The organism is Streptomyces sp. NPDC025721 (assembly GCF_055558595.1).
Genome location: NZ_JBVHMF010000003.1, coordinates 395,930 through 417,939, shown reverse-complemented (window position 1 = coordinate 417,939; position 22,010 = coordinate 395,930). Strand labels below are relative to the sequence as shown.

The 22,010-nt window shown below is 72.2% G+C and carries 18 protein-coding genes; 13 read left to right on the top strand and 5 right to left on the bottom strand.

The window, feature by feature from the left end; genetic code table 11:
* Positions 1–51 precede the first annotated feature (51 nt).
* From ACZ4EF_RS07980 to ACZ4EF_RS07965, 4 genes are all read left to right on the top strand, one after another.
* Positions 52–642 carry a DUF3090 domain-containing protein gene (locus tag ACZ4EF_RS07980; RefSeq protein WP_355333071.1) on the top strand — a complete coding sequence of 197 codons (591 nt, stop codon included), beginning with the start codon at positions 52–54 and terminating at the stop codon, positions 640–642.
* Positions 606–1,529, top strand: coding sequence for an SCO1664 family protein (locus ACZ4EF_RS07975; protein WP_467503344.1), 924 nt, complete (start codon positions 606–608; stop codon positions 1,527–1,529). The genes ACZ4EF_RS07980 and ACZ4EF_RS07975 overlap by 37 nt, the downstream gene beginning before the upstream one ends.
* 117 nt (positions 1,530–1,646) lie before the next feature.
* The gene (mshC, locus tag ACZ4EF_RS07970; RefSeq protein WP_467503342.1) at positions 1,647–2,876 is read left to right on the top strand and encodes a cysteine--1-D-myo-inosityl 2-amino-2-deoxy-alpha-D-glucopyranoside ligase; all 1,230 of its coding nucleotides are present in this window, start codon (positions 1,647–1,649) and stop codon (positions 2,874–2,876) included.
* A gap of 123 nt (positions 2,877–2,999) precedes the next feature.
* A complete protein-coding gene (locus ACZ4EF_RS07965) occupies positions 3,000–6,053 on the top strand; it encodes an NPCBM/NEW2 domain-containing protein (RefSeq protein WP_467503340.1) in 3,054 nt (1,017 codons plus the stop codon).
* Positions 6,054–6,112: 59 nt separating this feature from the next.
* Here the strand turns inward: ACZ4EF_RS07965 and ACZ4EF_RS07960 are convergent, their stop codons facing one another.
* The gene (locus ACZ4EF_RS07960) at positions 6,113–7,234 is read right to left on the bottom strand and encodes a PAC2 family protein (protein ID WP_355333061.1); all 1,122 of its coding nucleotides are present in this window, start codon (positions 7,232–7,234) and stop codon (positions 6,113–6,115) included.
* Positions 7,235–7,515: 281 nt separating this feature from the next.
* Between ACZ4EF_RS07960 and ACZ4EF_RS07955 the strand changes: the two genes are divergently transcribed.
* The 7 genes from ACZ4EF_RS07955 to ACZ4EF_RS07925 all read left to right on the top strand — a co-directional run bounded on the left by ACZ4EF_RS07955 (position 7,516) and on the right by ACZ4EF_RS07925 (position 15,393).
* The gene (locus tag ACZ4EF_RS07955; RefSeq protein ID WP_355333059.1) at positions 7,516–8,841 is read left to right on the top strand and encodes an L-fuconate dehydratase; all 1,326 of its coding nucleotides are present in this window, start codon (positions 7,516–7,518) and stop codon (positions 8,839–8,841) included.
* Positions 8,838–9,647, top strand: a complete 810-nt coding sequence (locus tag ACZ4EF_RS07950; RefSeq protein WP_402713051.1) for an SDR family NAD(P)-dependent oxidoreductase — start codon at positions 8,838–8,840, stop codon at positions 9,645–9,647. The genes ACZ4EF_RS07955 and ACZ4EF_RS07950 overlap by 4 nt, the downstream gene beginning before the upstream one ends.
* A 207-nt stretch (positions 9,648–9,854) precedes the next feature.
* Positions 9,855–10,892: a sugar ABC transporter substrate-binding protein gene (locus tag ACZ4EF_RS07945; protein ID WP_355333054.1), complete on the top strand. Its 1,038-nt coding sequence runs from the start codon at positions 9,855–9,857 to the stop codon at positions 10,890–10,892.
* 3 nt (positions 10,893–10,895) lie between these two features.
* Positions 10,896–12,482, top strand: coding sequence for a sugar ABC transporter ATP-binding protein (locus tag ACZ4EF_RS07940; protein WP_467503338.1), 1,587 nt, complete (start codon positions 10,896–10,898; stop codon positions 12,480–12,482).
* Entirely contained in the window at positions 12,479–13,516 is a 1,038-nt protein-coding gene (locus ACZ4EF_RS07935; protein WP_188282963.1) for an ABC transporter permease, read from the top strand. The genes ACZ4EF_RS07940 and ACZ4EF_RS07935 overlap by 4 nt, the downstream gene beginning before the upstream one ends.
* Positions 13,517–13,544: 28 nt before the next feature.
* The gene (locus ACZ4EF_RS07930; protein ID WP_355333050.1) at positions 13,545–14,534 is read left to right on the top strand and encodes an aldo/keto reductase; all 990 of its coding nucleotides are present in this window, start codon (positions 13,545–13,547) and stop codon (positions 14,532–14,534) included.
* Between the two features lie 4 nt (positions 14,535–14,538).
* Positions 14,539–15,393, top strand: coding sequence for an amidohydrolase family protein (locus ACZ4EF_RS07925; RefSeq protein ID WP_467503335.1), 855 nt, complete (start codon positions 14,539–14,541; stop codon positions 15,391–15,393).
* A 142-nt stretch (positions 15,394–15,535) separates the two neighbouring features.
* Here ACZ4EF_RS07925 and ACZ4EF_RS07920 read toward each other — a convergent pair whose 3' ends face one another.
* A complete protein-coding gene (locus ACZ4EF_RS07920; RefSeq protein ID WP_467503333.1) occupies positions 15,536–16,207 on the bottom strand; it encodes a FadR/GntR family transcriptional regulator in 672 nt (223 codons plus the stop codon).
* A 146-nt stretch (positions 16,208–16,353) separates the two neighbouring features.
* Positions 16,354–17,199: an AraC family transcriptional regulator gene (locus ACZ4EF_RS07915; protein ID WP_467503331.1), complete on the bottom strand. Its 846-nt coding sequence runs from the start codon at positions 17,197–17,199 to the stop codon at positions 16,354–16,356.
* Positions 17,200–17,335: 136 nt separating this feature from the next.
* Here ACZ4EF_RS07915 and ACZ4EF_RS07910 point away from each other — a divergent pair, with 136 nt between their 5' ends.
* Together ACZ4EF_RS07910 and ACZ4EF_RS07905 are read left to right on the top strand one after the other, a co-directional pair.
* Positions 17,336–17,911 (top strand): TIGR03086 family metal-binding protein, encoded by a 576-nt coding sequence (locus ACZ4EF_RS07910; RefSeq protein ID WP_391161069.1) that lies wholly within the window; start codon positions 17,336–17,338, stop codon positions 17,909–17,911.
* Positions 17,908–18,777, top strand: a complete 870-nt coding sequence (locus ACZ4EF_RS07905) for a hypothetical protein (protein WP_467503328.1) — start codon at positions 17,908–17,910, stop codon at positions 18,775–18,777. The genes ACZ4EF_RS07910 and ACZ4EF_RS07905 overlap by 4 nt, the downstream gene beginning before the upstream one ends.
* Here the strand turns inward: ACZ4EF_RS07905 and ACZ4EF_RS07900 are convergent.
* Together ACZ4EF_RS07900 and glpK are read right to left on the bottom strand one after the other, a co-directional pair.
* Positions 18,774–20,381: a glycerol-3-phosphate dehydrogenase/oxidase gene (locus ACZ4EF_RS07900; RefSeq protein WP_355333038.1), complete on the bottom strand. Its 1,608-nt coding sequence runs from the start codon at positions 20,379–20,381 to the stop codon at positions 18,774–18,776. The two genes, ACZ4EF_RS07905 and ACZ4EF_RS07900, sit on opposite strands and share 4 nt — an antisense overlap.
* 8 nt (positions 20,382–20,389) lie before the next feature.
* The gene (gene glpK, locus ACZ4EF_RS07895; RefSeq protein WP_402713058.1) at positions 20,390–21,967 is read right to left on the bottom strand and encodes a glycerol kinase GlpK; all 1,578 of its coding nucleotides are present in this window, start codon (positions 21,965–21,967) and stop codon (positions 20,390–20,392) included.
* Positions 21,968–22,010: the final 43 nt, after the last annotated feature.

The window sequence follows — 22,010 nt, the reverse complement described above, 5'->3', positions numbered from 1 at the left end:
CAGAACGCATCGCGCCAAAGCAGCGATTCAGTCGAGATAACGGAGCGGGACGTGCCCCGTCAGGTCTTCTTCTACGAGCAGCCGGACCGTTTCGTGGCCGGGACAGTCGGCCAGCCGGGTCAGCGGACCTTCTTCCTCCAGGCCACCGCGGCGGGCAGGACCACCAGCGTGGCGCTGGAGAAGACGCAGGTCGCGGCGCTCGCCGAGCGGGTGGACGAGCTGCTGGACGAGGTGGTGCGCAGGTCGGGCGGCAACGCCTCGGTGCCCGCCGTCGCCCCCGCGGAACTGGCCGACTCCGCCCCGCTGGACGCCCCCGTCGAGGAGGAGTTCCGGGTCGGCACCATGGCCCTGGCCTGGGACGGCGCCCACGAGCGGATGGTCATCGAGGCGCAGGCGCTGGTCGAGCTGTCCGGTGAGGACGAGGACGACCTGGAGGCGGCCGAGGAAGAGCTGCTCCAGGACGACGAGAACGGCCCGCCGCTGCTGCGCGTCCTGCTGACCGGCGCCCAGGCCCGCTCCTTCGCCAAGCGCGCGCTCGACGTGGTCTCCGCGGGGCGCCCGCCGTGCCCGCTGTGCAGCCTCCCCCTGGACCCGGAAGGACACGTATGCCCGCGTCAGAACGGGTACCGGAGGTCGGCCTGAGCCCCGGCACCGAGGCCCTCGTCCACGGCGAGCTGACCGTGCGCGGCCAGGTGCGCGACGCCTCCAACGCCGTGCTGTTCTGCGAGACCGAGTACGAGGGCCGCGCGCTCGCCTGCGTGTACAAGCCGGTGGCCGGGGAACGCCCGCTGTGGGACTTCCCCGACGGCACCCTGGCCCAGCGCGAGGTGGCCGCGTACCTGGTCTCCGAGGCGACCGGCTGGGGCCTGGTGCCGCCCACCGTGCTGCGCGACGGACCGTACGGCGAGGGCATGGTCCAGCTCTGGATCGACCCGCCGGACCTGACCGCGGACACGGATTCGGGTACGGATACGGATACGGAAGCCGACCCCGACGAGGCCCCGGACGCCGACGCCGACCCCAACTCCGACACCGACACCGACCCCGCGCAGCCGGAGCTCTTCGGGCTGACCGAGGACACCGAGCCCGCCCCCGGCTGGAAGCCCGTCGTCGAGGCCCGGCTGGAGAACGGCCGCACCGCCCTGCTGGTGCACGCCGACGACATACGCCTGCGCCGCCTGGCCGTGCTGGACGCCGTCATCAACAACGCCGACCGCAAGGGCGGCCACCTGCTCCAGACCGCCAACGGGCGGCTCTACGGCATCGACCACGGAGTGACGTTCCACACCGAGGACAAGCTGCGCACCCTGCTGTGGGGCTGGGCGGGCGAGCCGCTGCCGGACGAGGCCGTGGCCGTACTGCGCAAGCTCCAGGCGGAGCTGTCGGGGGCTCTCGGCGACCGGCTCGCCGAGCTGATCACCCCCGCGGAGACGGCCGCCGTACGGGCCAGGACCGAGCGGCTGCTGCGGTCGGGAGTGCATCCCGAGCCCGGCGGCGAGTGGCCGTCGATCCCCTGGCCGCCGGTCTGAAGCGGGGCGCTCCGGGCCGTCCGGGAGAGCGTTCCGGCAGCGCGCCCGAGCCGCCTCGTCCGGCATTGCCCCAGCTCCGGTTCGTTTGCCAGTCGTCTGCACGGTTAATCTCATGACATGCATGCCTGGCCCGCTTCCGACGTCCCCGCCCTTCCCGGCACTGGACGCGCACTCCGTCTCCACGACACCGCGACCGGTGGGCCGCTGACGATCGATCCGGGCCCGGTGGCCCGGATCTACGTCTGCGGGATCACCCCCTACGACGCCACTCACCTGGGGCACGCGGCCACGTACAACGCGTTCGACCTCGTGCAGCGCGTGTGGCTCGACACGAAGCGCCAGGTGGAGTACGTCCAGAACGTCACGGACATCGACGATCCGCTGCTGGAGCGGGCCAACGCGACCGACGTCGACTGGGTCGAGCTGGCCGAGCGGGAGACCGCGCTGTTCCGCGAGGACATGACCGCGCTGCGGATGCTGCCGCCCGCCCACTACATCGGCGCGGTCGAGGCCATTCCGGGCATCGTCCCGCTGATCGAGCGGCTGCGGGACGCGGGCGCGGCGTACGAACTCGGCGTCGACACGTACTTCTCGATCGCCGCCGACCCCGACTTCGGCAAGGTCTCCGGGCTCGACGCCGCCACGATGCGCGCGCTCTCCGCCGAGCGCGGCGGCGACCCGGACCGGCCGGGCAAGAAGAACCCGCTGGACCCGATGCTGTGGATGGGCGCCCGCGAGGGCGAGCCGAGCTGGGACGGCGGCTCGCTCGGCCCCGGCCGCCCCGGCTGGCACATCGAGTGCGTGGCCATCGCGCTCGACCACCTCGGCATGGGATTCGACGTCCAGGGCGGCGGCTCCGACCTGGCCTTCCCGCACCACGAGATGGGCGCCTCGCACGCCCAGGCGCTCACCGGCGAGTACCCGTACGCGAAGGCGTACGTGCACGCGGGGATGGTCGCGCTGCACGGCGAGAAGATGTCGAAGTCCAAGGGGAATCTGGTCTTCGTCTCCACGCTGCGCCGCGACGGCGTCGACCCGGCGGCGATCCGGCTCGGGCTGCTCGCCCACCACTACCGCGCCGACTGGGAGTGGACCGACTCCGTGCTCGCCGAGGCGGTCGAGCGGCTCGCGCGCTGGCGGGCCGCCGTCTCCCGGCCGGACGGGCCGTCCGCCGACGCGCTGCTCGAAGAGATCCGCGAGGCGCTGGCCGACGACCTCGACGCGCCGCGCGCCCTGGCCGCCGTGGACCGCTGGGCCGCCGCGCAGGAGTCCGAGGGCGGCACCGAGACCGGCGCGCCCGGCCTGGTGTCGCGCACGGTGGACGCGCTGCTCGGAGTCGCGCTGTAGCCCGCACACCCCAACCGCCCCACCCGTGACCGCCCTTGGACTCATCCGGAGTCCGAGGGCGGTTTCCGTTCCGCTTCCGTTCTGCCCATGGTCCGATGCTCGATTTTGCGCTAAACACGCTTCATGCAAACAAGAGTGCGCACTAGAGTGGCGCTGGTCGGTGCAGCCGTGCTCGGTCTGCTCATGGCCTTCACGGGACCCGGCGGCGCGCAGGCCGCCGCGCCCACCGCGACCGCCGAGACCTCCGTGGGGGACGTGACCGGCTTCGACCACGCCGGCGCCGTCTACCGGCTGCACGCGGGTCAGGCCCTGGCCCGGGTCAGCTTCGTGTCGGCCGACACCTTCCGTATCGAACTGGCCCCGGACGGAGCCTTCACCGATCCGACCGGCGACGACATCGTCCTGCCGCAGGGCGCGCCGCCCGCCACGCGCTGGAAGGACGCGGGCGACGCCTACGAGTTGAGCACCTCGGCCGTCACGCTGCGGGCCTACAAGGCGCCGCTGCGCTTCGCCCTCTACCGGGCCGACGGCACCCGGGTCTGGTCCGAGACGAAGCCGCTGAGCTGGACCAAGGACAGCACCACCCAGACCCTCGACCGCGGCGCGGCCGAGCAGTTCTACGGCGGCGGCATGCAGAACGGCCGCGGCAACACCTCGCACCGCGGCCAGACCCTCCAGGTCGGCGTGGACGGCAACTGGAACGACGGCGGGCACCCCAACTCCGTGCCGTTCTACCTCTCCACGGCCGGATACGGCGTCTTCCGCAACACCTACGCGCCCAACACCTACACCTTCGGCGAGCCGGTGACCGCGAGCGCCGAGGAACAGCGCTTCGACGCCTACTACTTCGCGGGCGACGCCAAGCGGGTGATCGGCGACTACACCAAGCTGACCGGCAAGCCCTTCCTGCCCCCGGTCTACGGCCTGGAGCCGGGCGACTCCGACTGCTACCTGCACAACGCCAACCGCGGCGAACGCCACACCCTCGACGCGCTCGACGTGGCCGCCGACTACACCGCCAACGACATGCCCAACGGCTGGATGCTCGTCAACGACGGCTACGGCTGCGGGTACGAGAACCTGCCGGAGACGTCGGCGGGCCTGGCGAAGCAGGACATGAAGCTCGGCCTGTGGACCGAGGACGGCCTGGACAAGCTCGCCGACCAGGTCAAGGCGGGCCAGCGGGTCGCCAAGCTCGACGTCGCCTGGGTCGGCGACGGCTACAAGCACGCGCTGGACGGCTGCAAGGACGCCTACCAGGGCATCGAGGACAACAGCGACGCCCGCGGCTTCACCTGGGCGCCGGAGAGCTGGGCGGGCGCGCAGCGCTGCGGCGTGCAGTGGTCCGGCGACCAGTACGGCACCTGGGACTACATCCGCTGGCAGATCCCGACCTACGCGGGCGCCACGATGTCGGGCCTGGCCTACACCTCGGGCGACATCGACGGCATCTTCGGCGGCAGCCCCGACACGTACACCCGCGACCTGGAGTGGAAGTCCTTCCTGCCCGCCGTCATGACGATGGACGGCTGGGCCGCCAACGACAAGCAGCCCTACCAGTACGGGGAGCCGTTCACCTCGATCAACCGCCAGTACCTCAAGCTCAAGGAGTCGCTGCTGCCGTACATGTACAGCTACGCGGCCGAGGCGAACAGGACCGGTGTCGGCGCGGTGCGCCCGCTGGCGCTGGAGTACCCGGACGACCCGGTGGCGGCGACCGGCGCGGCGAAGTACGAGTTCCTGTCCGGGCAGGACTTCCTGGTCGCGCCGGTCTACGAGGACTCCGCGGTGCGTGACGGCATCTACCTGCCCAAGGGCACCTGGACCGACTACTGGACCGGCCGGATCTACCAGGGGCCGACCACGGTCGACGGCTACAGCGCGCCGCTGGGCACCCTGCCGCTGTTCGTCAAGGCCGGTGCCGCCGTGCCGATGTGGCCCGGCATCAGGTCGTACCGGGACCGTACGGCCGACTCCCCGGTGGCCTGGGACGTCTACCCGCAGGGCACCTCGTCCTTCACCCTCTACGAGGACGACGGCGTGACCCGGCAGAGCCGCGCGGGGAAGTACGCGCGGCAGAAGGTCACGGTCACCGCGCCGAAGTCCGGCGCGGGCGAGGTGACGGTGGACGTCGGCGCGAGCGTCGGCGACTTCCGGGGCAAGCAGACCGCCCGGCCGTACGCGTTCACCCTGCACACCGGTGACGCGCCCGGCGCGGTGCTGCTCGACAGCAAGGTGCTGCCCCGGCTGGGCACCGAGGCCGCCTTCGACAAGGCGACGCAGGGCTGGTGGTACGACCCCGCCGACCGCGGGGGAGTGGTCCGGGTGAAGACCGCGACCCGGTCCACCGCGCAGGCGTTCCGGCTGCGGCTGGCGGGCTCCAGCGCGCTCGGCGGACGCGTGCCGGGCTCGGCCGCGGTGGTCTCCGCGCCCGCGGGCCAGGAGACCGGCGCCGGGGTCGCCTCCGACGTCGCCGTGGACCTGACCGCGGGCAAGCTGCCGGTGGTCGGCGCCAAGGTCTCGCTCCGGGCGCCGGACGGCTGGAAGGTGTCGGCGCCGCAGACCGTGCCCGTGCTGACCGCGGGGAACACCAAGCGGCTGCGCTTCTCGGTGACACCGCCCGCCGGGGTCACGGCGGGACAGGCCGTGCTCACCGCGCGGGCCGACTACCTGTCGTCGGCGCCCGGCCGGGTCGCCGTCCAGCCGTTCGCGGTCGCGGCGATGCCCACGCCGCCGACGGCCGACACGTATGCCGGGGATCTGACCTGGCTGACCTCGACCAACGGCTGGGGGCCGCCGGAACGCGACCGCAGCAACGGCGAGTCGGGCGCGGCCGACGGGCACACGCTGACCCTGGACGGGACGACGTACGCCAAGGGCATCGGGGCGCACGCGGCCTCCGACGTCGAGGTGTACCTCGGCGGCCGGTGCTCGGTGTTCACCGCGGACGTGGGCATCGACGACGAGATCGACGGCTACGGCTCGGTGACCTTCTCCGTCGTCGCGGACGGCGTCACGCTGTGGACCTCGCCCGTGCTCACCGGGGCGTCCGCCACCGTGCCGGTGTCGGTACCGGTGACCGGGGCCCGGCACGTCCATCTGAAGATCACCCCGGCGGCGACGTCACTCAGCGGTGACCACGGGGACTGGGCGGGGGCGCGGTTCCACTGCGCGTGACCGGTTGGGGGTGAGGGGGTGCGCGCGGCGCGCCCCCTCACTCCCGTCCGTCGCGCGGTCTACTCCTCGCGGCCGTCCCCGTCGCCGTTTGGGGCGTCCAGGTCGCCTTCCCCGTCCTTGGCGGCCTCGGCCTCGGTCTCCGTGTCGGCGTCGGCGTCGGCTGCGGCCTTGTGGTCGGCCTTCTTGTCGGCCTCGGCTGCGGCGTCCTTGTCGGCGCCGTCGTCCGTATCGGTGTCCGTGCCCGCGCCCGCGCCGCTGTCCGGGTCCAGCCGCGGCGACTGCGCACGGTCCCGGAACTGCGGCACCCCGCCGTCACCCTCGCTCGCGTACTCCCCGGCCTGCGGGTCGCGGCGGCGCAGATAGCGCTCGAACTCCTTGGCGATGGCCTCACCCGACGCCTCGGGCAGCTCCGCGGTGTCCCGCGCCTCCTCCAGCGTCTGGACGTACTCCGCGACCTCGCTGTCCTCGGCGGCGAGCTGGTCCACGCCGACCTGCCAGGCGCGCGCGTCCTCGGGCAGCTCGCCCTGCGGGATGCGCAGGTCGAGCAGGTCCTCGAGGCGGTTGAGCAGCGCCAGGGTGGCCTTGGGGTTGGGCGGCTGCGACACATAGTGCGGCACCGCCGCCCACAGGCTCACCGCGGGGATGCCCGCGTGCGTGCACGCCTCCTGGAGGATGCCGACGATGCCGGTCGGCCCCTCGTAGCGCGACTCCTCCAGATTGAGCGTCGTCGCCAGGTCGGGGTCCGAGGTCACCCCGGTGACCGGGACCGGCCGGGTGTGCGGGGTGTCGCCGAGCAGCGCGCCCAGCACCACGACCATCTCGACGCCCAGCTCGTGGGCGAAGCCCAGGATCTCGTTGCAGAACGAGCGCCAGCGCATGCTGGGCTCGATCCCGCGGACCAGCACCAGGTCGCGGGGCTTGGGCGTCGTGATCCTGACGACCGAGAGCCGGGTCGTGGGCCATACGACCCGCCGTACCCCGGCGTCCATCCAGACCGTGGGGCGGTTCACCTGGAAGTCGTAGTAGTCCTCGGCGTCGAGCGCCGCGAAGACCTCGCCCTTGAACTCCCGGTCCATGTGCCCGACCGCGGTCGAGGCGGCGTCCCCGGCGTCGTTCCAGCCCTCGAACGCGGCCACCATGACCGGGTCGATCAGCTCGGGTACCCCCTCGAGCTCGATCACCCAGCGCCTCCTTCCGACCGGAGGGGAGCGGTGCCGTCCCCGTACCGGCTGCTGTTCCTGCACGTGCGGCACCAGCCTACGGCGTACCGAGGCCGGTGCCGTGGTTCTCGTAGCTGGATGATCCCCAGCGCGGCCCCCGATGAGTCACCGGCAGCGCCACCAGGTGAGACATCCGATCTGTTGCCCACAAAGTTTGGCCCCGCCCCTGGACTTCCGGCCCCGCGCGCCGCTATACATCGGATCATCAAGAAAAGATCCGATGTCTCACGACGGGGGTGTGCATGAGTCCGACCATTACCGAGGTCGACGTGTACGACATCCGCTTTCCGACCTCGGAGCAGCTCGACGGCTCGGACGCCATGAATCCCGACCCCGACTACTCCGCCGCCTACGTCATGCTCCGTACGGACTCGCCCGGCGGCCTGGCGGGCTACGGTCTCTGCTTCACGATCGGGCGCGGCAACGACGTCGTCGCCGCGGCGATCAGGACACTGCGACCCTACGTGGTCGGCCGCTCGGTGGACAGTGTCACGGGTGATCTTGGCGGCTTCTACCGGCTGCTCACCCACGACTCCCAACTGCGCTGGCTCGGCCCGGAGAAGGGCGTGATGCACATGGCCGCCGGGGCGGTGGTCAACGCCGCCTGGGACCTGGCCGCCCGCCGGGCCGGACTGCCGGTCTGGGAACTGCTGGCCGGGATGAGCCCGGAACAGCTCGTGGACATGGTCGACTTCCGCTACCTCAGCGACGCCATGACCCGCGACGAGGCGCTGGAGATCCTGCGGCGCGCCGAGCCGGGCCGCGCCGAGCGCGCCGCGGAACTGCGCCGTCGCGGCTACCCCGCCTACACCACGGAACCCGGCTGGATCGGCTACTCCGACGACAAGTTGACCCGGCTGTCGAAGGAGGCCGTCGCCGCGGGCTTCCAGCAGATCAAGCTCAAGGTCGGCGGCGACCTGGACGACGACCTGCGCCGGATGCGGCTGGCCCGCGACGCGGTCGGCCCCGACATCAGGATCGCGGTCGACGCCAACCAGCGCTGGGACGTCTCCGACGCCGTGGACTGGATGCGGGCGCTGGCGCCCTTCGACCCGTACTGGATCGAGGAGCCGACCAGCCCCGACGACGTCCTCGCGCACGCCGCGATCCGCGCGGGCCAGCCGGTGCCGGTCGCGACCGGCGAACACGTCGCCAACCGCGTGGTGTTCAAGCAGCTCCTCCAGGCCGGCGCGGTGGACTTCGTCCAGATCGACGCGGCCCGCGTCGCCGGGGTCAACGAGAACATCGCGATCCTGCTGCTCGCCGCCAAATTCGGCGTCCCGGTCTGCCCGCACGCCGGCGGCGTGGGCCTGTGCGAACTGGTCCAGCACCTGTCGATGTTCGACTACGTCGCCGTCTCCGGCACCTGGGACAACCGGGTGATCGAGTACGTCCCGCACCTGCACGAACACTTCACCGATCCCGTGGTGATGGACCACGGCCGATACCGCGCCCCTGCCGCGCCCGGCTTCTCCGCCCGTATGGTCCCGGAGTCGCTCGCCGACTACCGCTACCCGGACGGCCCGGTGTGGCAGGCGCGACAGGCCCGACAGGAGCTGACCCGATGAGCACCAGCGCCGATCCGACGCGTGCCGCCTCCGCCGCCCAGGACCTCGCGGGCCTCACCGCCCTCGTCACCGGCGGCGCCTCCGGGATCGGCGCCGCCACCGCGGCGCTGCTGACCGCCCGCGGCGCGCGCGTCGCCGTACTCGACCGCGACACCGCGGGCGCGCCGAGCGGCACCGTCCCCGTCACCGCCGACGTCACCTCGGACGAGGACGTACGGGCCGCGGTCGGCGCGGCCGTCGCCGAACTCGGCAGCCTGCACATCGTGGTGAGCAACGCCGGGATCGGCGCCATCGGCACCGTCGAGGACAACCCGGACGACGAGTGGCAGCGCGTGCTGGACATCAACGTCCTGGGCATGATGCGGACCGCCCGCGCCGCCCTGCCGCACCTGCGCGAGGCCGCCGCCGCCCGGCCGGGCAGCGCCTCCATCACCCACACCTGCTCGATCGCCGCGACCGCGGGACTGCCGCAGCGGGCGCTGTACAGCGCGAGCAAGGGCGCGGTGCTCGCCCTCACCCTGGCGATGGCCGCCGACCACGTACGCGAGGGCGTACGGGTCAACTGCGTGAACCCCGGAACCGCCGACACCCCCTGGATCGGCCGCCTCCTCGACCAGGCCGAGGACCCGGCCGCCGAGCGCGCGGCACTCGACGCACGCCAGCCCCTGGGACGGCTGGTGTCCGCCGACGAGGTCGCCGCGGCCATCGTCTACCTGGCGAGTCCCGCCGCGGCGAGCGTGACCGGAACCGCGCTCGCCGTCGACGGCGGAATGCAGGGACTGCGCCTGCGCCCCGCCGGAAGCTGAGCCGCCACCCCGGCTTCCGCGCACGGCAGTTGTCCCCAAGCACGTCAGCTCCTCCGCACGTCAGCTCCTCCGCACGTCAGCTCCTCCGTACCTCAGCTCCTCCGTACCTCAGCTCCTCCGTACCTCAGCTCCTCCGCACCTCAGGCACCGCCCCCGCACCACATCCTCCGCAGAGCCGACACACAATTCGAAGGGCAGGGCTCGACGATGAGACTGCGCAGAACGACCGTGGCCGCCTGTGCCGCACTGCTCGCGGTCACCGCGCTCGCCGGTTGCAACCGGGGAAGCGACAGCAAGGCGGGCAGCTCCGGCAAGGTCGGCATCGACCTGCCGCGCTCCGACAGCGACTTCTGGAACTCGTACAACAGCTACATAGAAAAGGGCGTCAAGGCCGGTGACGTCTCGGCCCTGCCCCGCACCAACTCGCAGAACGACATCGGCAAGCTCGTCGCGAACGTGCAGAGCTTCGCCAACGAGGGCGCCAAGGCGCTCGTGATGGCCCCGCAGGACACCGGCGCCATCGCCTCCACCCTGGAGCAGATGGCCAAGAAGAAGATCCCGGTGATCAGCGTCGACACCCGCCCCGACAAGGGCCCGGTGTACATGGTCGTCCGCGCGGACAACAAGGCGTACGGCACGAAGGCGTGCGAGTACCTGGGCGAACAACTCAAGGGCAAGGGCAAGATCGCGGAGTTCGAGGGCGACCTGTCCTCGATCAACGGCCGCGACCGCTCGGAGGCGTTCGCCGCCTGCATGAAGAGCAAATTCCCGAACATCAAGGTGATCCCGCTGGTCACCAACTGGGACGGCGCCACCGCCTCGGCCAAGCTGCAGACCACGCTGGCCGCCGACCCGGACCTGAACGGCATCTACATGCAGGCCGGCGGGGTCTTCCTCCAGCCGACCCTCGCGCTGCTCCAGCAGAAGAACCTGCTCAAGCCGCCGGGCACGCCGGGACACATCACGATCATCTCCAACGACGGCATCCCCGAGGAGTTCAAGGCCATCAAGGCCGGGCAGATCGACGCCACCATCTCCCAGCCCGCCGACCTGTACGCGAAGTACGCGCTGTACTACGCCAAGGAGGCACTGGCCGGGAAGACCTTCCAGCCGGGCCCGACCGACCACGACTCCACGATCATCAAGATCCCCAACGGCCTTGAGGACCAGCTCCCCGCCCCGCTGGTCACCAAGGACAACGTGGACGACGCGAGCCTGTGGGCCAACCAGCTCGGGAAGAGCTGACCCATGGCCGAGGCCGTACCGCCCCCCGCGGTCCACGCGGAGGGCATCGTCAAACGGTTCGGGGCCACCGTGGCCCTGGACCGGGTGGGCATCACCGTCGCGGCCGGCGACTCGCACGCGCTCGTCGGCCGCAACGGGGCGGGCAAGTCCACCCTGGTCTCCGTGCTGACCGGGCTGCACGCCCCGGACGCCGGGCGGGTCTCCTTCCTCGGGAAGCCCGCCCCCGCGCCCGGCGACACCGCCGCCTGGCAGTCCAAAGTGGCCTGCGTCTACCAGAAGTCGATGGTCGTCCCCGATCTGACCGTCGCGGAGAATCTGTTCCTGAACAGATTCGGCCGCGGCCGGATCCGCTGGTCCGCGCTGCGCGGCCGGGCCCGCGACCTGCTCGCCGAGTACGGGGTCGACGTCGACCCGACCGCGCGCGCCGGTGATCTCACCGTCGAGCAGGGGCAGTTCGTGGAGATCGCGCGGGCCCTGTCCTTCGGCGCGCGCTTCATCATCCTGGACGAGCCCACCGCGCAGCTCGACGCGGCGGGCATCGAGCGGCTCTTCACCAAGCTGCGCGGCCTCCAACAGCAGGGCGTGGCCTTCCTGTTCATCTCGCACCACCTCCAGGAGGTCTACGACCTGTGCAGCACCGTCACGGTCTACCGTGACGCCCGCCATGTCGTGACCGCGCCCGTCGCCGAGTTGAGCAAGGCGGAACTGGTCGAGGCGATGACCGGTGAGGCGGCGCAGACCGAACTGGCCTGGCACGCACGGGGGTCGGCCGACGAGTCGGCGTCCAAGGCGCTGTCCACCTCGCGGTCGGTGCCGGTCTCCAAGGGCGCCGCGGACACCGGTGACGCCGTCCTGCGCGCCGAAGGGCTCGTGCTCGACGGCGCCTTCGACAGCATCGACTTCGCCGTACGCCCCGGCGAGGTGCTGGGCCTGGCCGGGGCCACCGCCAGTGGCAACACTGCGCTCGGCGAGACCCTGGTCGGGCTGCGCAAGGCCACCGGCGGCCGGACCCTGGTCGCCGGCAAGGCCGTACGCCCCGGCAGCGTCCCGCACGCGCTCGGCGCCGGGATCGGCTACGTACCCGAGGACCGGCACCGGCAGGGCCTGGTGCTCGGCCGCAGCGTCGCGGAGAACGCCACCCTCACCGTGACCGACCAACTCGGCCCGTACGGCACGGTCCTGCCGTCCAGGACCAGGGAATTCGCACAGCGCATGATCAGCTCGCTGGACATCAAGACCTCGGGACCGGCCCAGCCGGTGGCCGACCTGTCCGGCGGCAACCAGCAGAAGGTCGTCATCGCCCGCGCCCTGGCCCGCGACCCGCGCGTGCTGGTGGCCGTCCGGCCCACCGCGGGCGTGGACGTGAAGTCCAAGGACGCGCTGCTCGGCGTGGTCAGAGGCGTCGCGGACCGCGGCGACGCCGCCGTGATCGTCTCCGACGAACTGGACGACCTGCGGGTCTGCGACCGGGTGATCGCGCTCTTCCACGGGCGGGTGATCGCCGAGTTCGGCAGCGGATGGAGCGACCGGGACCTGGTCTCGGCCATGGAAGGGCTGCCCTCGGGCGGCGACGAGGGAGCCGAGGAATGAGTGACACCAGTCAGTTGACCGCCGATGTGGCGGTACCGGACAAGACCCGGCGGCCGGCGCCGCGTATCCAGCTCACCCGCTACCGGGACCTGTCCCTGCTGCCGGTGATCCTGCTGCTGGGCGTCATCGGCTTCATCGTGTCGCCCACCTTCCTGACCTCCGACAACCTCCTCGGCGTCCTCCAACAGTGCAGCGAGCTGAGCCTGTTGGTGCTCGGCGAGGCGATGATCCTGATCTCCGGCCGGATGGACCTGTCGCTGGAGTCCACCATCGGCGTGGCCCCCGTGATCGCCATGTGGCTGGTGATGCCGAGCACCGGCTCCGCCACCTACCACGGCATCGGACTGCTGCCCGGCTGGTCCTCGATCCCGCTCTGCCTGCTGGTGGGCGTGCTCATCGGCGGCTTCAACGGATTCCTGATCCTGAAACTGCGGGTCAACGGCTTCATCGCCACCCTCGGCATGCTGACCATGCTCCGCGGCCTCCAGGACGGCATATCCCAGGGCAAGTCCATCGTCGAGGTGCCCGCGTCCTTCTCCTACCTCGGCGGCGCGTCCTGGCTCGGCGCCCCGGCCGCGGTCTGGATCTGCCTGGTGCTCTTCGTCCTCGGCGGCCTGGCGCTCGGCTATCTGCGGCACGGCCGGGCGCTCTACGCGATCGGCGGCAACAAGGAGGCGGCCCGCGCGGCCGGTATCCGGGTCGACCTCATCACCTGGGTCGTCCTCGCCGTCGCGGGCCTGCTCGCCGCCTTCGCCGGTGTGCTCTACGTCGGCCACTACGGCGCGATCTCCTCGACCCAGGGCAACGGCTGGATCTTCCAGGTCTTCGCCGCCACCGTGATCGGCGGCGTCAGCCTCAACGGCGGCAAGGGCACCCTCTTCGGCGCCCTGACCGGTGTCGTCGCGCTCCAACTCGTCGTGAACGTCACGACGCTGGGCGGTGTGCCGCCGCTGTGGGACAAGTTCCTCTACGGTGCGATCATCATCGTCGCGCTGATCATCTCCCGCTTCGCGAGCGGCGAGAAGCAGGACTGACCGGATACCCGAGGGAGAGAACGTCACCATGCCCGTACCGGTACTGCCCCGGCTCGGCCTCGGCTGCGCGCCGCTGGGCAACCTCTACCGCGCCGTCACCGAGGAGGAGGCCGAGGCCACCGTGGCCGCCGCCTTCGAGACGGGGGCCGCGGGGCCCGTGTACCTCGACACGGCGCCGCACTACGGTCTCGGCCGCTCCGAGGAACGGCTCGGCCGGGCGCTGGCCGGACGGGACCGCTCCACGTACGTGCTCTCCACCAAGGTCGGCCGCAGGCTGCGCGACCTGCGGCCGGGCGAGGCCCCGGACGGCCAGGGCTTCACCGACTCCCCGGCCCGCGCGCGGGAGTGGGACTACACCGCCGACGGCATCCGCGCCACGCTGGAGGGTTCCCTGGAACGGCTCGGCGTGGACGCCGTCGACATCGTCTATCTGCACGACCCCGAGGACCACCTGCCGGAGATCTACGACACCGGCTTCGCCGCCCTGGCCGACCTGCGCGATCAGGGCGTGGTCAAGGCCATCGGCTTCGGCATGAACTACAGCGACATCCTCGCCCGCCTCGTCGCGGACCTCGATGTCGACGTCGTGCTGTGCGCGGGCCGCTGGACGCTGCTGGAACGCACCGCGCTGGACGACCTGCTGCCGGCCTGCGAACGGCGCGGTACGAAGGTCGTCGTGGGGGGCGTCTACAACTCGGGCCTGCTGGCCGACCCGCGACCCGGCGCACACTACAACTACGTCGAAGCGCCACCGGAGATCCTGGCCCGCGCCCAGCACATCGCCGCCGTCTGCGCCGAGTTCGACGTCCCGCTGCGCGCCGCCGCGCTGCGCTACCCCTTCGCGCACCCCTCGGTGGTCTCGGCCGTGGTGGGCGCCGCCAACGCCGCCGAGGTGCGCGACAACGCGGAGCTGTTCTCGTACGACATCCCGGACGCGCTCTGGCACGCTCTGGTCGCCCGCGGGCTGCTGGACAAGGACGCGCCGCTGCCGCTCAGGGCTCCCGCCGAGGGGGCCTGACCCGATGCGGATCGACGCCCACCACCATCTGTGGGACCTCGAACGGCGCCCCCAGCCGTGGCTGACCGGGGCTGAACTCGACCCCATCGCCCGGACGTTCCGCCTCGCGGAACTCCTTCCGCTGCTGGACGCGCACGGGATCGACGCCACCGTGCTCGTCCAGTCCAGCTCCTCGCTCGACGAGACCCGCGAACTCCTCGCCCTCGCCCGCGACTCCGGCGGCCGGGTCGCCGGGGTCGTCGGCTGGGCCGACCTCACCTCGCCCGAACTCCCCGGCACCCTGGGCGCGTTGGCCGCCCTCGGACCGCTGGTCGGCATACGGCACCAGGTCCAGGACGAGGCCGACCCCGGATGGCTGGCGCGCGCCGACGTCAGGTCCGGCCTCGCCGCCGTCGGCGCCGCGGGGCTCGTCTACGACCTGCTCGTCACCGTCGACCAGCTCCCCGTCGCCATCGACACGGTGCGGGCGCTGCCCGAGGTGCGGTTCGTCCTCGACCACGGGGCCAAGCCGCCGGTCGGCGGCGGAGGCTGGGAGCCGTGGGCCGCCTCCATGACCGAGCTGTCGGCGCTGCCGAACGTCTCGTGCAAGCTTTCCGGGCTCGTCACGGAGGCCGACTGGCGCCGGTGGCGCGTCGCCGACGTGCTGCCCTACACCCGCCATCTCCTGGCCGCCTTCGGGTCCGACCGGCTCCTCTTCGGCTCCGACTGGCCCGTGTGCACCCTCGCCGCCGATTACTCCTCCGTCGTCGCCCTCGCCGAGGCCGCCCTCTCCCCTCTCACCCCCGCCGCCCGCGACGCCGTCCTCGGCCGCAACGCCGCTCGCCTCTACGCCCTGAACCTGCCCCCGTCGGGCCCCTGAGCCAGTGCAGCGCCTGCTCCCGGGGGCGCGGCCCCGGACGGTTCGTTCGCCGGGGCGGCAGGCCGAGTTCTAGGGGCGGAAAGCGAGAACCCGCGGAGGGCGAACGCACAGGGTTCGCGCCCTCCCCACCCCGCCCGGAGGGCTAAAGCGTTGAGCGAAGCCACTGCTCCACGCTGGCGACATGCACCGTCGCCCACGAACGGGCAGCCTCGGCGTCGCGGTCGCGCAGGGCGGTGAGAATGGCCCGGTGCTCGTGCAGCGTGCGGCTGACGGCGTCGACCTGGGTGATGCCGCGCCAGACGCGCGCGCGGGTGGTGGGTCCTGACAGACCGTCGAGCAGCGAGCAGAGCACGGAGTTGCCCGAGCCCTGGACGATGCCGCGGTGGAACTCCAGGTCGGAGGCGACCAGTTCCTCGACGGACGGCTGCGGGCCGAGCGCGTCCAGCCTGCCTTCGAGGGCGTCCAGCTCCTCGACGGAGATGCGGACGGCGGCCATCGCGGTGGCGGCGGGTTCCAGGATGCGGCGGACCGCGAGGAATTCGAGCACGGTGTCGTCGCGGTGGAAGTCCACGACGAAGCTGAGGGCTTCGAGCAGGAGCTGCGGGTCGAGGCTGGTGACGTAGGTGCCGTCGCCCTGGCGGACGTCGAGGATGCGGATCAGCGAGAGGGCGCGGACGGCCTCACGCAGGGAGTTGCGGGACAGCCCCAGCTCGGCCGCGAGTTCGCTCTCCTTGGGGAGCCGGTCGCCCGGACGCAGCGCCCCGGAGACGATCATCTCCTTGATCCTCTCGATGGCCTCGTCGGTGACCGCCATCAGCGCCTCCCCTGTTCAGGTCCCGCCGCCGCCAGACCTCCGATGTATGAGGCCCCATTATGGGCCCGGCGCGCCGGAACGCCTAACAACGGCCGGAACCGGGCACAGCCGCCCGCGTACCGGCCGAACCGCCCCCCCGTACGGGCTCAGCGGCTCGCGTACCGGCTCGGCGGCGCGCCGACCGCCGCGGTGAAGTCACGGGTCAGGTGCGCCTGGTCGGCATAGCCCAGGTCGGCGGCGAGCGCGGCCCAGTCGATGTCGGCGCCGCCGTCCGCGCGGGCCGCGGCCTCGTGCAGCCGGGCCCGGCGCAGCACCCACTTGGGACTCGCCCCCACGTACTCCGCGAAGAGCCGCTGGAGCCGCCGTACGGGCAGGTCCAGCTCGCGGGCCAGCTCGTCCACCCGGAAGAGCTGCGGGCCGGCGGTGATCCTCCCGCGCTCATCGGCCGGGGGGACACCCCTCTCGATTCTCTCGACCAGGTCCGCCACCTCGGCCACCACCGGGTCCTGCCGGGTGCCGGGCAGCAGCTCCAGCAGATACTCCTCGGCCAGCGCCGTCATCGCCGCCAGGTCGTCCAGTGCCAGGATCTCCCGGCTCAGCGCCTCGACGGCCCCGGCCGGGCCGCCCAGCAGACCGGCCGCGGGCACCGCGCGGTCGGCCAGCTCCGCCACCGGCCCGTCGATGAACGGCCGGAAGGCGCCCGGCCGGAATTTCACCCCGTACACCTGGTCGCGCCCATGCAGCACACGGCTGAACACCCCCCGCTGCACCCCGTACACCAGTGGCTCAGGGGCCTCGAAGACCAGATGGACATTGGGGTGGGCGAGCACCTTCTGCTCGTGGTCCGGCCGCCCCCGCAGGTCCCAGCGCGGATTCCAGTAGAAGTCGACCAGAGCCGCCAGCGCGGGCCGCGGCTGCTGCCGCCGTACTTCGACGCGCCCGCCCGTCGCCTCCGGCCTCAGCACCCCGCGCCCCAGCCCGTGCCCGCTCATGCCCGTCACTGTAAACGCGGCCACCGACAACGGCGCGGGCACGCGCGGGCACCGGCAACGGCGCGGCCACGCGACACGGGCCGGGTGTCGCGTTTCTTCAAGACCGCCGTCCCCGGTCGCGCCTAGCGTCGAGGGCATGAACTTCCACGCACAGATCGCCGACAGTGCCGCGGAGGCCGCCCGGGTCGCCGCCGGGATCACCGACGACCAGCTCACCGGCCCCACGCCCTGTCCCGACTACGACACCCGCACCCTGATCAACCACTGGGTCGCGTACACCGGCCTCGGCATGGAGCTGCGCGCCCGCAAGGAGCCGCACCCCGCCGACCTCGGCGAGCGCGACTTCACCGCGGAGCCCGGCTGGGCCGCCGCCTACGCGCGGCAGCTCGACCGGGCCGCGGACGCCTGGGCCGACCCGGCCGCCTGGGAGGGCGAGCTGGACATGGGCGGCATGGCGATGCCCGCGAAGGACATCGCCGGAATGCTCTTCATGGAGCTGCTGCTGCACGGCTGGGACGTCGCCAAGGCCACCGGGCAGGAGTTCAGGGCCGACGAGAAGTCCGGCGCCCTGCTGCTGGCCGTCGTGCGCGAGCAGGCGGAGATGTTCCGGCAGTACAAGGGCTTCGCGGAACCGGTCGCACCGCCCGCCGGGGCCACCGACTTCGAAACCGCTGTCGCCCTGTCCGGCCGCGACCCATACTGGGCGGCATGATCCAGCACGACCTCATCGCCCGGGTACGGGACATGTGCCGCGCCGACGAACGCCTCGGCGCGGCACTGATGTACGGCTCCTTCGCCGCGGGGGAGGGCGACGCCCACAGCGACGTCGAATTCTGGCTCTTCTTCGACCCGGAGCGGCGCGCGGAAGTGGACCCCGAGCAGTGGTGCCGGGAGATCGCCCCGGCCAATCTGGTGCTGCTCAACGAATTCGGCAGCCATGTCGTGCTCTTCCCGGGCCCGGTGCGCGGCGAATTCCACTTCGCGACCACCGACGACATCCCGACGGTCGCCACCTGGCCCGCGCGCGGCGCCGCCGTCGAGCGGATGGTGGTCGTCGACCGCGAAGGGCTGCTGACGCCCGTGCTCGAAGCGGTGCCCGAGCACCCCGTGCTCCCCGCGGCGCCCGACGAGATCGCCGACCTTTGCGGCCGGTTCGCCAACTGGCTGGTGCTCGCGCTGCACGTCACCGCGCGCGGCGAGCACCTGCGCGCGCGGGACGCGCTCTGGCACGCGGCCCGCCATGTGCTGTGGATGGCCCGGCTCGCCGAGGACAGCACCGCGCACTGGCTGACGCCGTCGCGCGCCGCGGAGGCCGAGCTGCCCGCCCGTACGATCGCGGCCGTGGCAGAGGCCAACCCCGTGAGCCTCTGGCACGAGGGCCGCGACCGCTGGCTGACCCTGCTGCCCAGGACCGGCCGCCCCGCCCCGACCGCCCTGTTCGCCGAACTCGACCGCCTGACCGCCGAGGCGGCCCAGCCCGCCGGGACGGCCAACCCCGCCGAGACAACCCAGCCCGCCGGGACGGCCGAGGCCGCCGCGGCGGAACCGCCCGCAGGGACGGCGGCCCCCACTCCCTAGTCCCGGCGAAGCACCCGCTCGACCCCTTCCCGTACCTCCGGCGTGTCGAGACCGCGGATGGTCAGCGTCGTCCGCCGCCGCAGCACGTCGTCCGCGTCCTGCGCCCACTCGTGGTCGCGGGCGTAGACGACCTGGGCCCAGATCTCCGGGGCGTCCGGGTGCACGCGCCGGGCCAGCTCCGGGTCCTCGTTGGCCAGCCGCGCGATGTCGAAGGCCAGCGAGCCGTAGTGGGTGGCCAGGTGCCTGGCGGTGTCGGCCGCCATGCGCGGTCCCGGCGCGTCGCCGTCGATCAGCAGCCGGTGGGCGACCGCGTCGGGGCTGGCGAAACCGGGCAGCGGGGCCCGGCGCGGCAGCGACGACATCGGCTCCATGTCGTCGGACAGCGGATGCCCGGGCAGCTCGGCCAGCTTGGTCATCACCGTGCGGCCGATGTGCCGGAAGGTGGTCCACTTGCCGCCCGCCACCGACAGCATGCCGCCGGTCCCCTCGGTGACGACCGTCTCCCGCTTGGCCTTCGAGGTGTCGCCGGGACCGCCGGGCAGCACCCGCAGACCCGCGAAGGAGTACGTGATCAGGTCGCGGGAGAGCTGCTGGTCGCGGACGGAGAAGGCCGCCTCGTCCAGGATCTGCGCGATGTCGGCCTCGGTGACCCGCACATCGGCCGGATCGCCCTCGTACACCTCGTCCGTGGTGCCGAGCAGCAGCATGTCCTCCCAGGGCAGGGCGAAGGTGATGCGGTACTTGTCGATCGGGGTGGCCAGCGCCGCCCGCCACGGCGAGTGCCGCTTGAGCACCAGGTGCGCGCCCTTGGACAGCCGGATCGACGGCGCCGCGGCCGGGTCCTCCATCCGCCGCAGGTGGTCCACCCACGGCCCGGTGGCGTTGAGCACCAGCCGCGCGTCGACCCCGAATTCGGTGCCGTCCACGCGGTCGCGCAGATCGGCGCCCGTGACCCGGCCCCGCGTGAAGCGCAGCCCGGTGACCTCGGCGTGGTTGAGCACGGTCGCGCCCGCGTCGACCGCGGCCCGTACCGTCATCAGCGCCATCCGGGCGTCGTTCATCTGCCCGTCCTCGTAGACGGCGACCGCGCGCAGATTGTCGGTCCGCAGCTCGGGCACGTCCCGCGCGGCCTTGGCCGGGCTGATCACATGGCCGACGCCGTCGCGGAAGGCGGACAGCGCCGAGTACGCGAAGACGCCCGCGCCGAGCTTGGCCGCGCCGTGCGGGCCGCCCTTGTAGACCGGCAGATAGAAGGTGAGGGGGTTGGCCAGGTGCGGCGCGATGTCACGGGAGACCGCGCGCCGCTCCAGGTGGTTCTCCGCCACCAGCTTCACCGCGCCGGTCTGGAGGTAGCGCAGGCCGCCGTGGAGCAGCTTGGAGGAGGCGGAGGAGGTGGCCCCGGCGAAGTCACCGGCGTCCACCATGGCCACCCGCAGCCCCGACTGCGCGGCGTGCCAGGCGGTGGTGATGCCGAGGATGCCACCGCCGATCACCAGCAGGTCGTACGTGGCACGGCCGAGCAGATCCCGGGTCTCGGCCCTGCCGGGGTTGGCGCCTGCGGTCGGATGCGAACCCAGGGCGGGAACGCGCTGCGAGGTGGTCATGGGGTGAATCAGTGCTCCTCTGCGGTGCTCTCTTCGAGCCAGCCCATCGTGGCCTGCACGGCCTTGAGCCAGCTCTTGTACTCGCGGTCCCGTTGGGCCGCGTCCATGCGCGGGGTCCACTCGGCGGCGCGCCGCCAGTTGGCCCGCAGTGCCTCGGTGTCGGGCCAGAAGCCGACCGCGAGACCGGCCGCGTAGGCCGCGCCCAGGCAGGTGGTCTCGGCGACCATCGGGCGCACCACGGGCGCGTCCAGGAAGTCGGCCAGGGTCTGCATGAGCAGGTTGTTGGAGGTCATGCCGCCGTCGACCTTGAGGGCGGCCAGTTCGACGCCGGAGTCCTTGGTCATGGCGTCGGCGATCTCCCGCGTCTGCCAGGCCGTCGCCTCCAGCACGGCGCGCGCGATGTGCGCCTTGGTGACGTAACGGGTCAGCCCGGCGATCACCCCGCGCGCGTCGTCGCGCCAGTAGGGGGCGAACAGGCCGGAGAAGGCCGGTACGAAGTAGGCGCCGCCGTTGTCCTCGACGGACGAGGCCAGCGTCTCGATCTCGGCGGCGGTGCTGATCAGCCCCATCTGGTCGCGCATCCACTGCACCAGCGCGCCGGTGACGGCGATCGAGCCCTCCAGCGCGTAGACCGGCGCTTCGTCGCCGATCCGGTAGCCGACGGTGGTGATCAGGCCGTTGTAGGAGTTGACCGGGGTCTCACCGGTGTTCATCAGCATGAAGGTGCCGGTGCCGTAGGTGGACTTGGCCTCGCCCTCGGCGAAGCAGGTCTGCCCGAACAGCGCCGCCTGCTGGTCGCCGAGCGCGGAGGCCACCGGCACGCCGTCCAGCACGCCGCCGACCGTGCTGCCGTACACCTCGGCGGAGGAACGGATCTCCGGCAGTACGGCGGCGGGTACGCCGATCGACTCCAGGATCTTGTGGTCCCAGTCCAGGGTGCGCAGGTTCATCAGCAGGGTGCGGGAGGCGTTGGTGACGTCGGTGACGTGCCGGCCGCCGTCGACACCGCCGGTGAGGTTCCAGATCACCCAGGAGTCCATGGTGCCGAAGAGGATCTCGCCGCGCTCGGCGCGCTCGCGCAGGCCCTCGACGTTGTCCAGCAGCCAGCGGATCTTGGGTCCGGCGAAGTACGAGGCGAGCGGCAGGCCGGTCTCGCGGCGGAAGCGGTCCTGGCCGACGTTGCGGCCCAGTTCGCGGCAGAGCACGTCGGTGCGGGTGTCCTGCCAGACCAGCGCGTTGTGCACCGGCTCACCGGTGTTCTTGTCCCACAGCAGGGTGGTCTCGCGCTGGTTGGTGATGCCGATCGCCTTGACGTCGGCGGCGCTGAAGCCCTCGTTGTCCTGGGCGGCCTTGGCGATGGCGCCCTCGACCACCTCCTGGACATTGGTCCAGATCTCGGCGGCGTCGTGCTCCACCCAGCCCGGCTTGGGGAAGATCTGCTCGTGTTCCTTCTGGTCGACGGCGACGATCCGGCCGTCCCGGTCGAAGACGATGCAGCGGCTCGACGTGGTGCCCTGGTCGATCGCGGCGATGAACGGGCCGGTGCCGTGCGAGTGGGTGCCGGCGGCGGCGGTGGTGTCGGTCACGTGGTGCTCCTCGGGATCTGCGCGGGGGAAGTGGCTGCGGGGG

Coding starts and splice junctions, on each gene's coding strand:
- ACZ4EF_RS07975 (WP_467503344.1), top strand. CDS start 606: ATGCCCGCGTCAGAACGGGTACCGGAGGTCGGCCTGAGCCCCGGCACC.
- mshC (WP_467503342.1), top strand. CDS start 1,647: ATGCATGCCTGGCCCGCTTCCGACGTCCCCGCCCTTCCCGGCACTGGA.
- ACZ4EF_RS07965 (WP_467503340.1), top strand. CDS start 3,000: ATGCAAACAAGAGTGCGCACTAGAGTGGCGCTGGTCGGTGCAGCCGTG.
- ACZ4EF_RS07955 (WP_355333059.1), top strand. CDS start 7,516: ATGAGTCCGACCATTACCGAGGTCGACGTGTACGACATCCGCTTTCCG.
- ACZ4EF_RS07950 (WP_402713051.1), top strand. CDS start 8,838: ATGAGCACCAGCGCCGATCCGACGCGTGCCGCCTCCGCCGCCCAGGAC.
- ACZ4EF_RS07945 (WP_355333054.1), top strand. CDS start 9,855: ATGAGACTGCGCAGAACGACCGTGGCCGCCTGTGCCGCACTGCTCGCG.
- ACZ4EF_RS07940 (WP_467503338.1), top strand. CDS start 10,896: ATGGCCGAGGCCGTACCGCCCCCCGCGGTCCACGCGGAGGGCATCGTC.
- ACZ4EF_RS07935 (WP_188282963.1), top strand. CDS start 12,479: ATGAGTGACACCAGTCAGTTGACCGCCGATGTGGCGGTACCGGACAAG.
- ACZ4EF_RS07930 (WP_355333050.1), top strand. CDS start 13,545: ATGCCCGTACCGGTACTGCCCCGGCTCGGCCTCGGCTGCGCGCCGCTG.
- ACZ4EF_RS07925 (WP_467503335.1), top strand. CDS start 14,539: ATGCGGATCGACGCCCACCACCATCTGTGGGACCTCGAACGGCGCCCC.
- ACZ4EF_RS07920 (WP_467503333.1), bottom strand. CDS start 16,207: ATGGCGGTCACCGACGAGGCCATCGAGAGGATCAAGGAGATGATCGTC.
- ACZ4EF_RS07915 (WP_467503331.1), bottom strand. CDS start 17,199: ATGAGCGGGCACGGGCTGGGGCGCGGGGTGCTGAGGCCGGAGGCGACG.
- ACZ4EF_RS07910 (WP_391161069.1), top strand. CDS start 17,336: ATGAACTTCCACGCACAGATCGCCGACAGTGCCGCGGAGGCCGCCCGG.
- ACZ4EF_RS07905 (WP_467503328.1), top strand. CDS start 17,908: ATGATCCAGCACGACCTCATCGCCCGGGTACGGGACATGTGCCGCGCC.
- ACZ4EF_RS07900 (WP_355333038.1), bottom strand. CDS start 20,381: ATGACCACCTCGCAGCGCGTTCCCGCCCTGGGTTCGCATCCGACCGCA.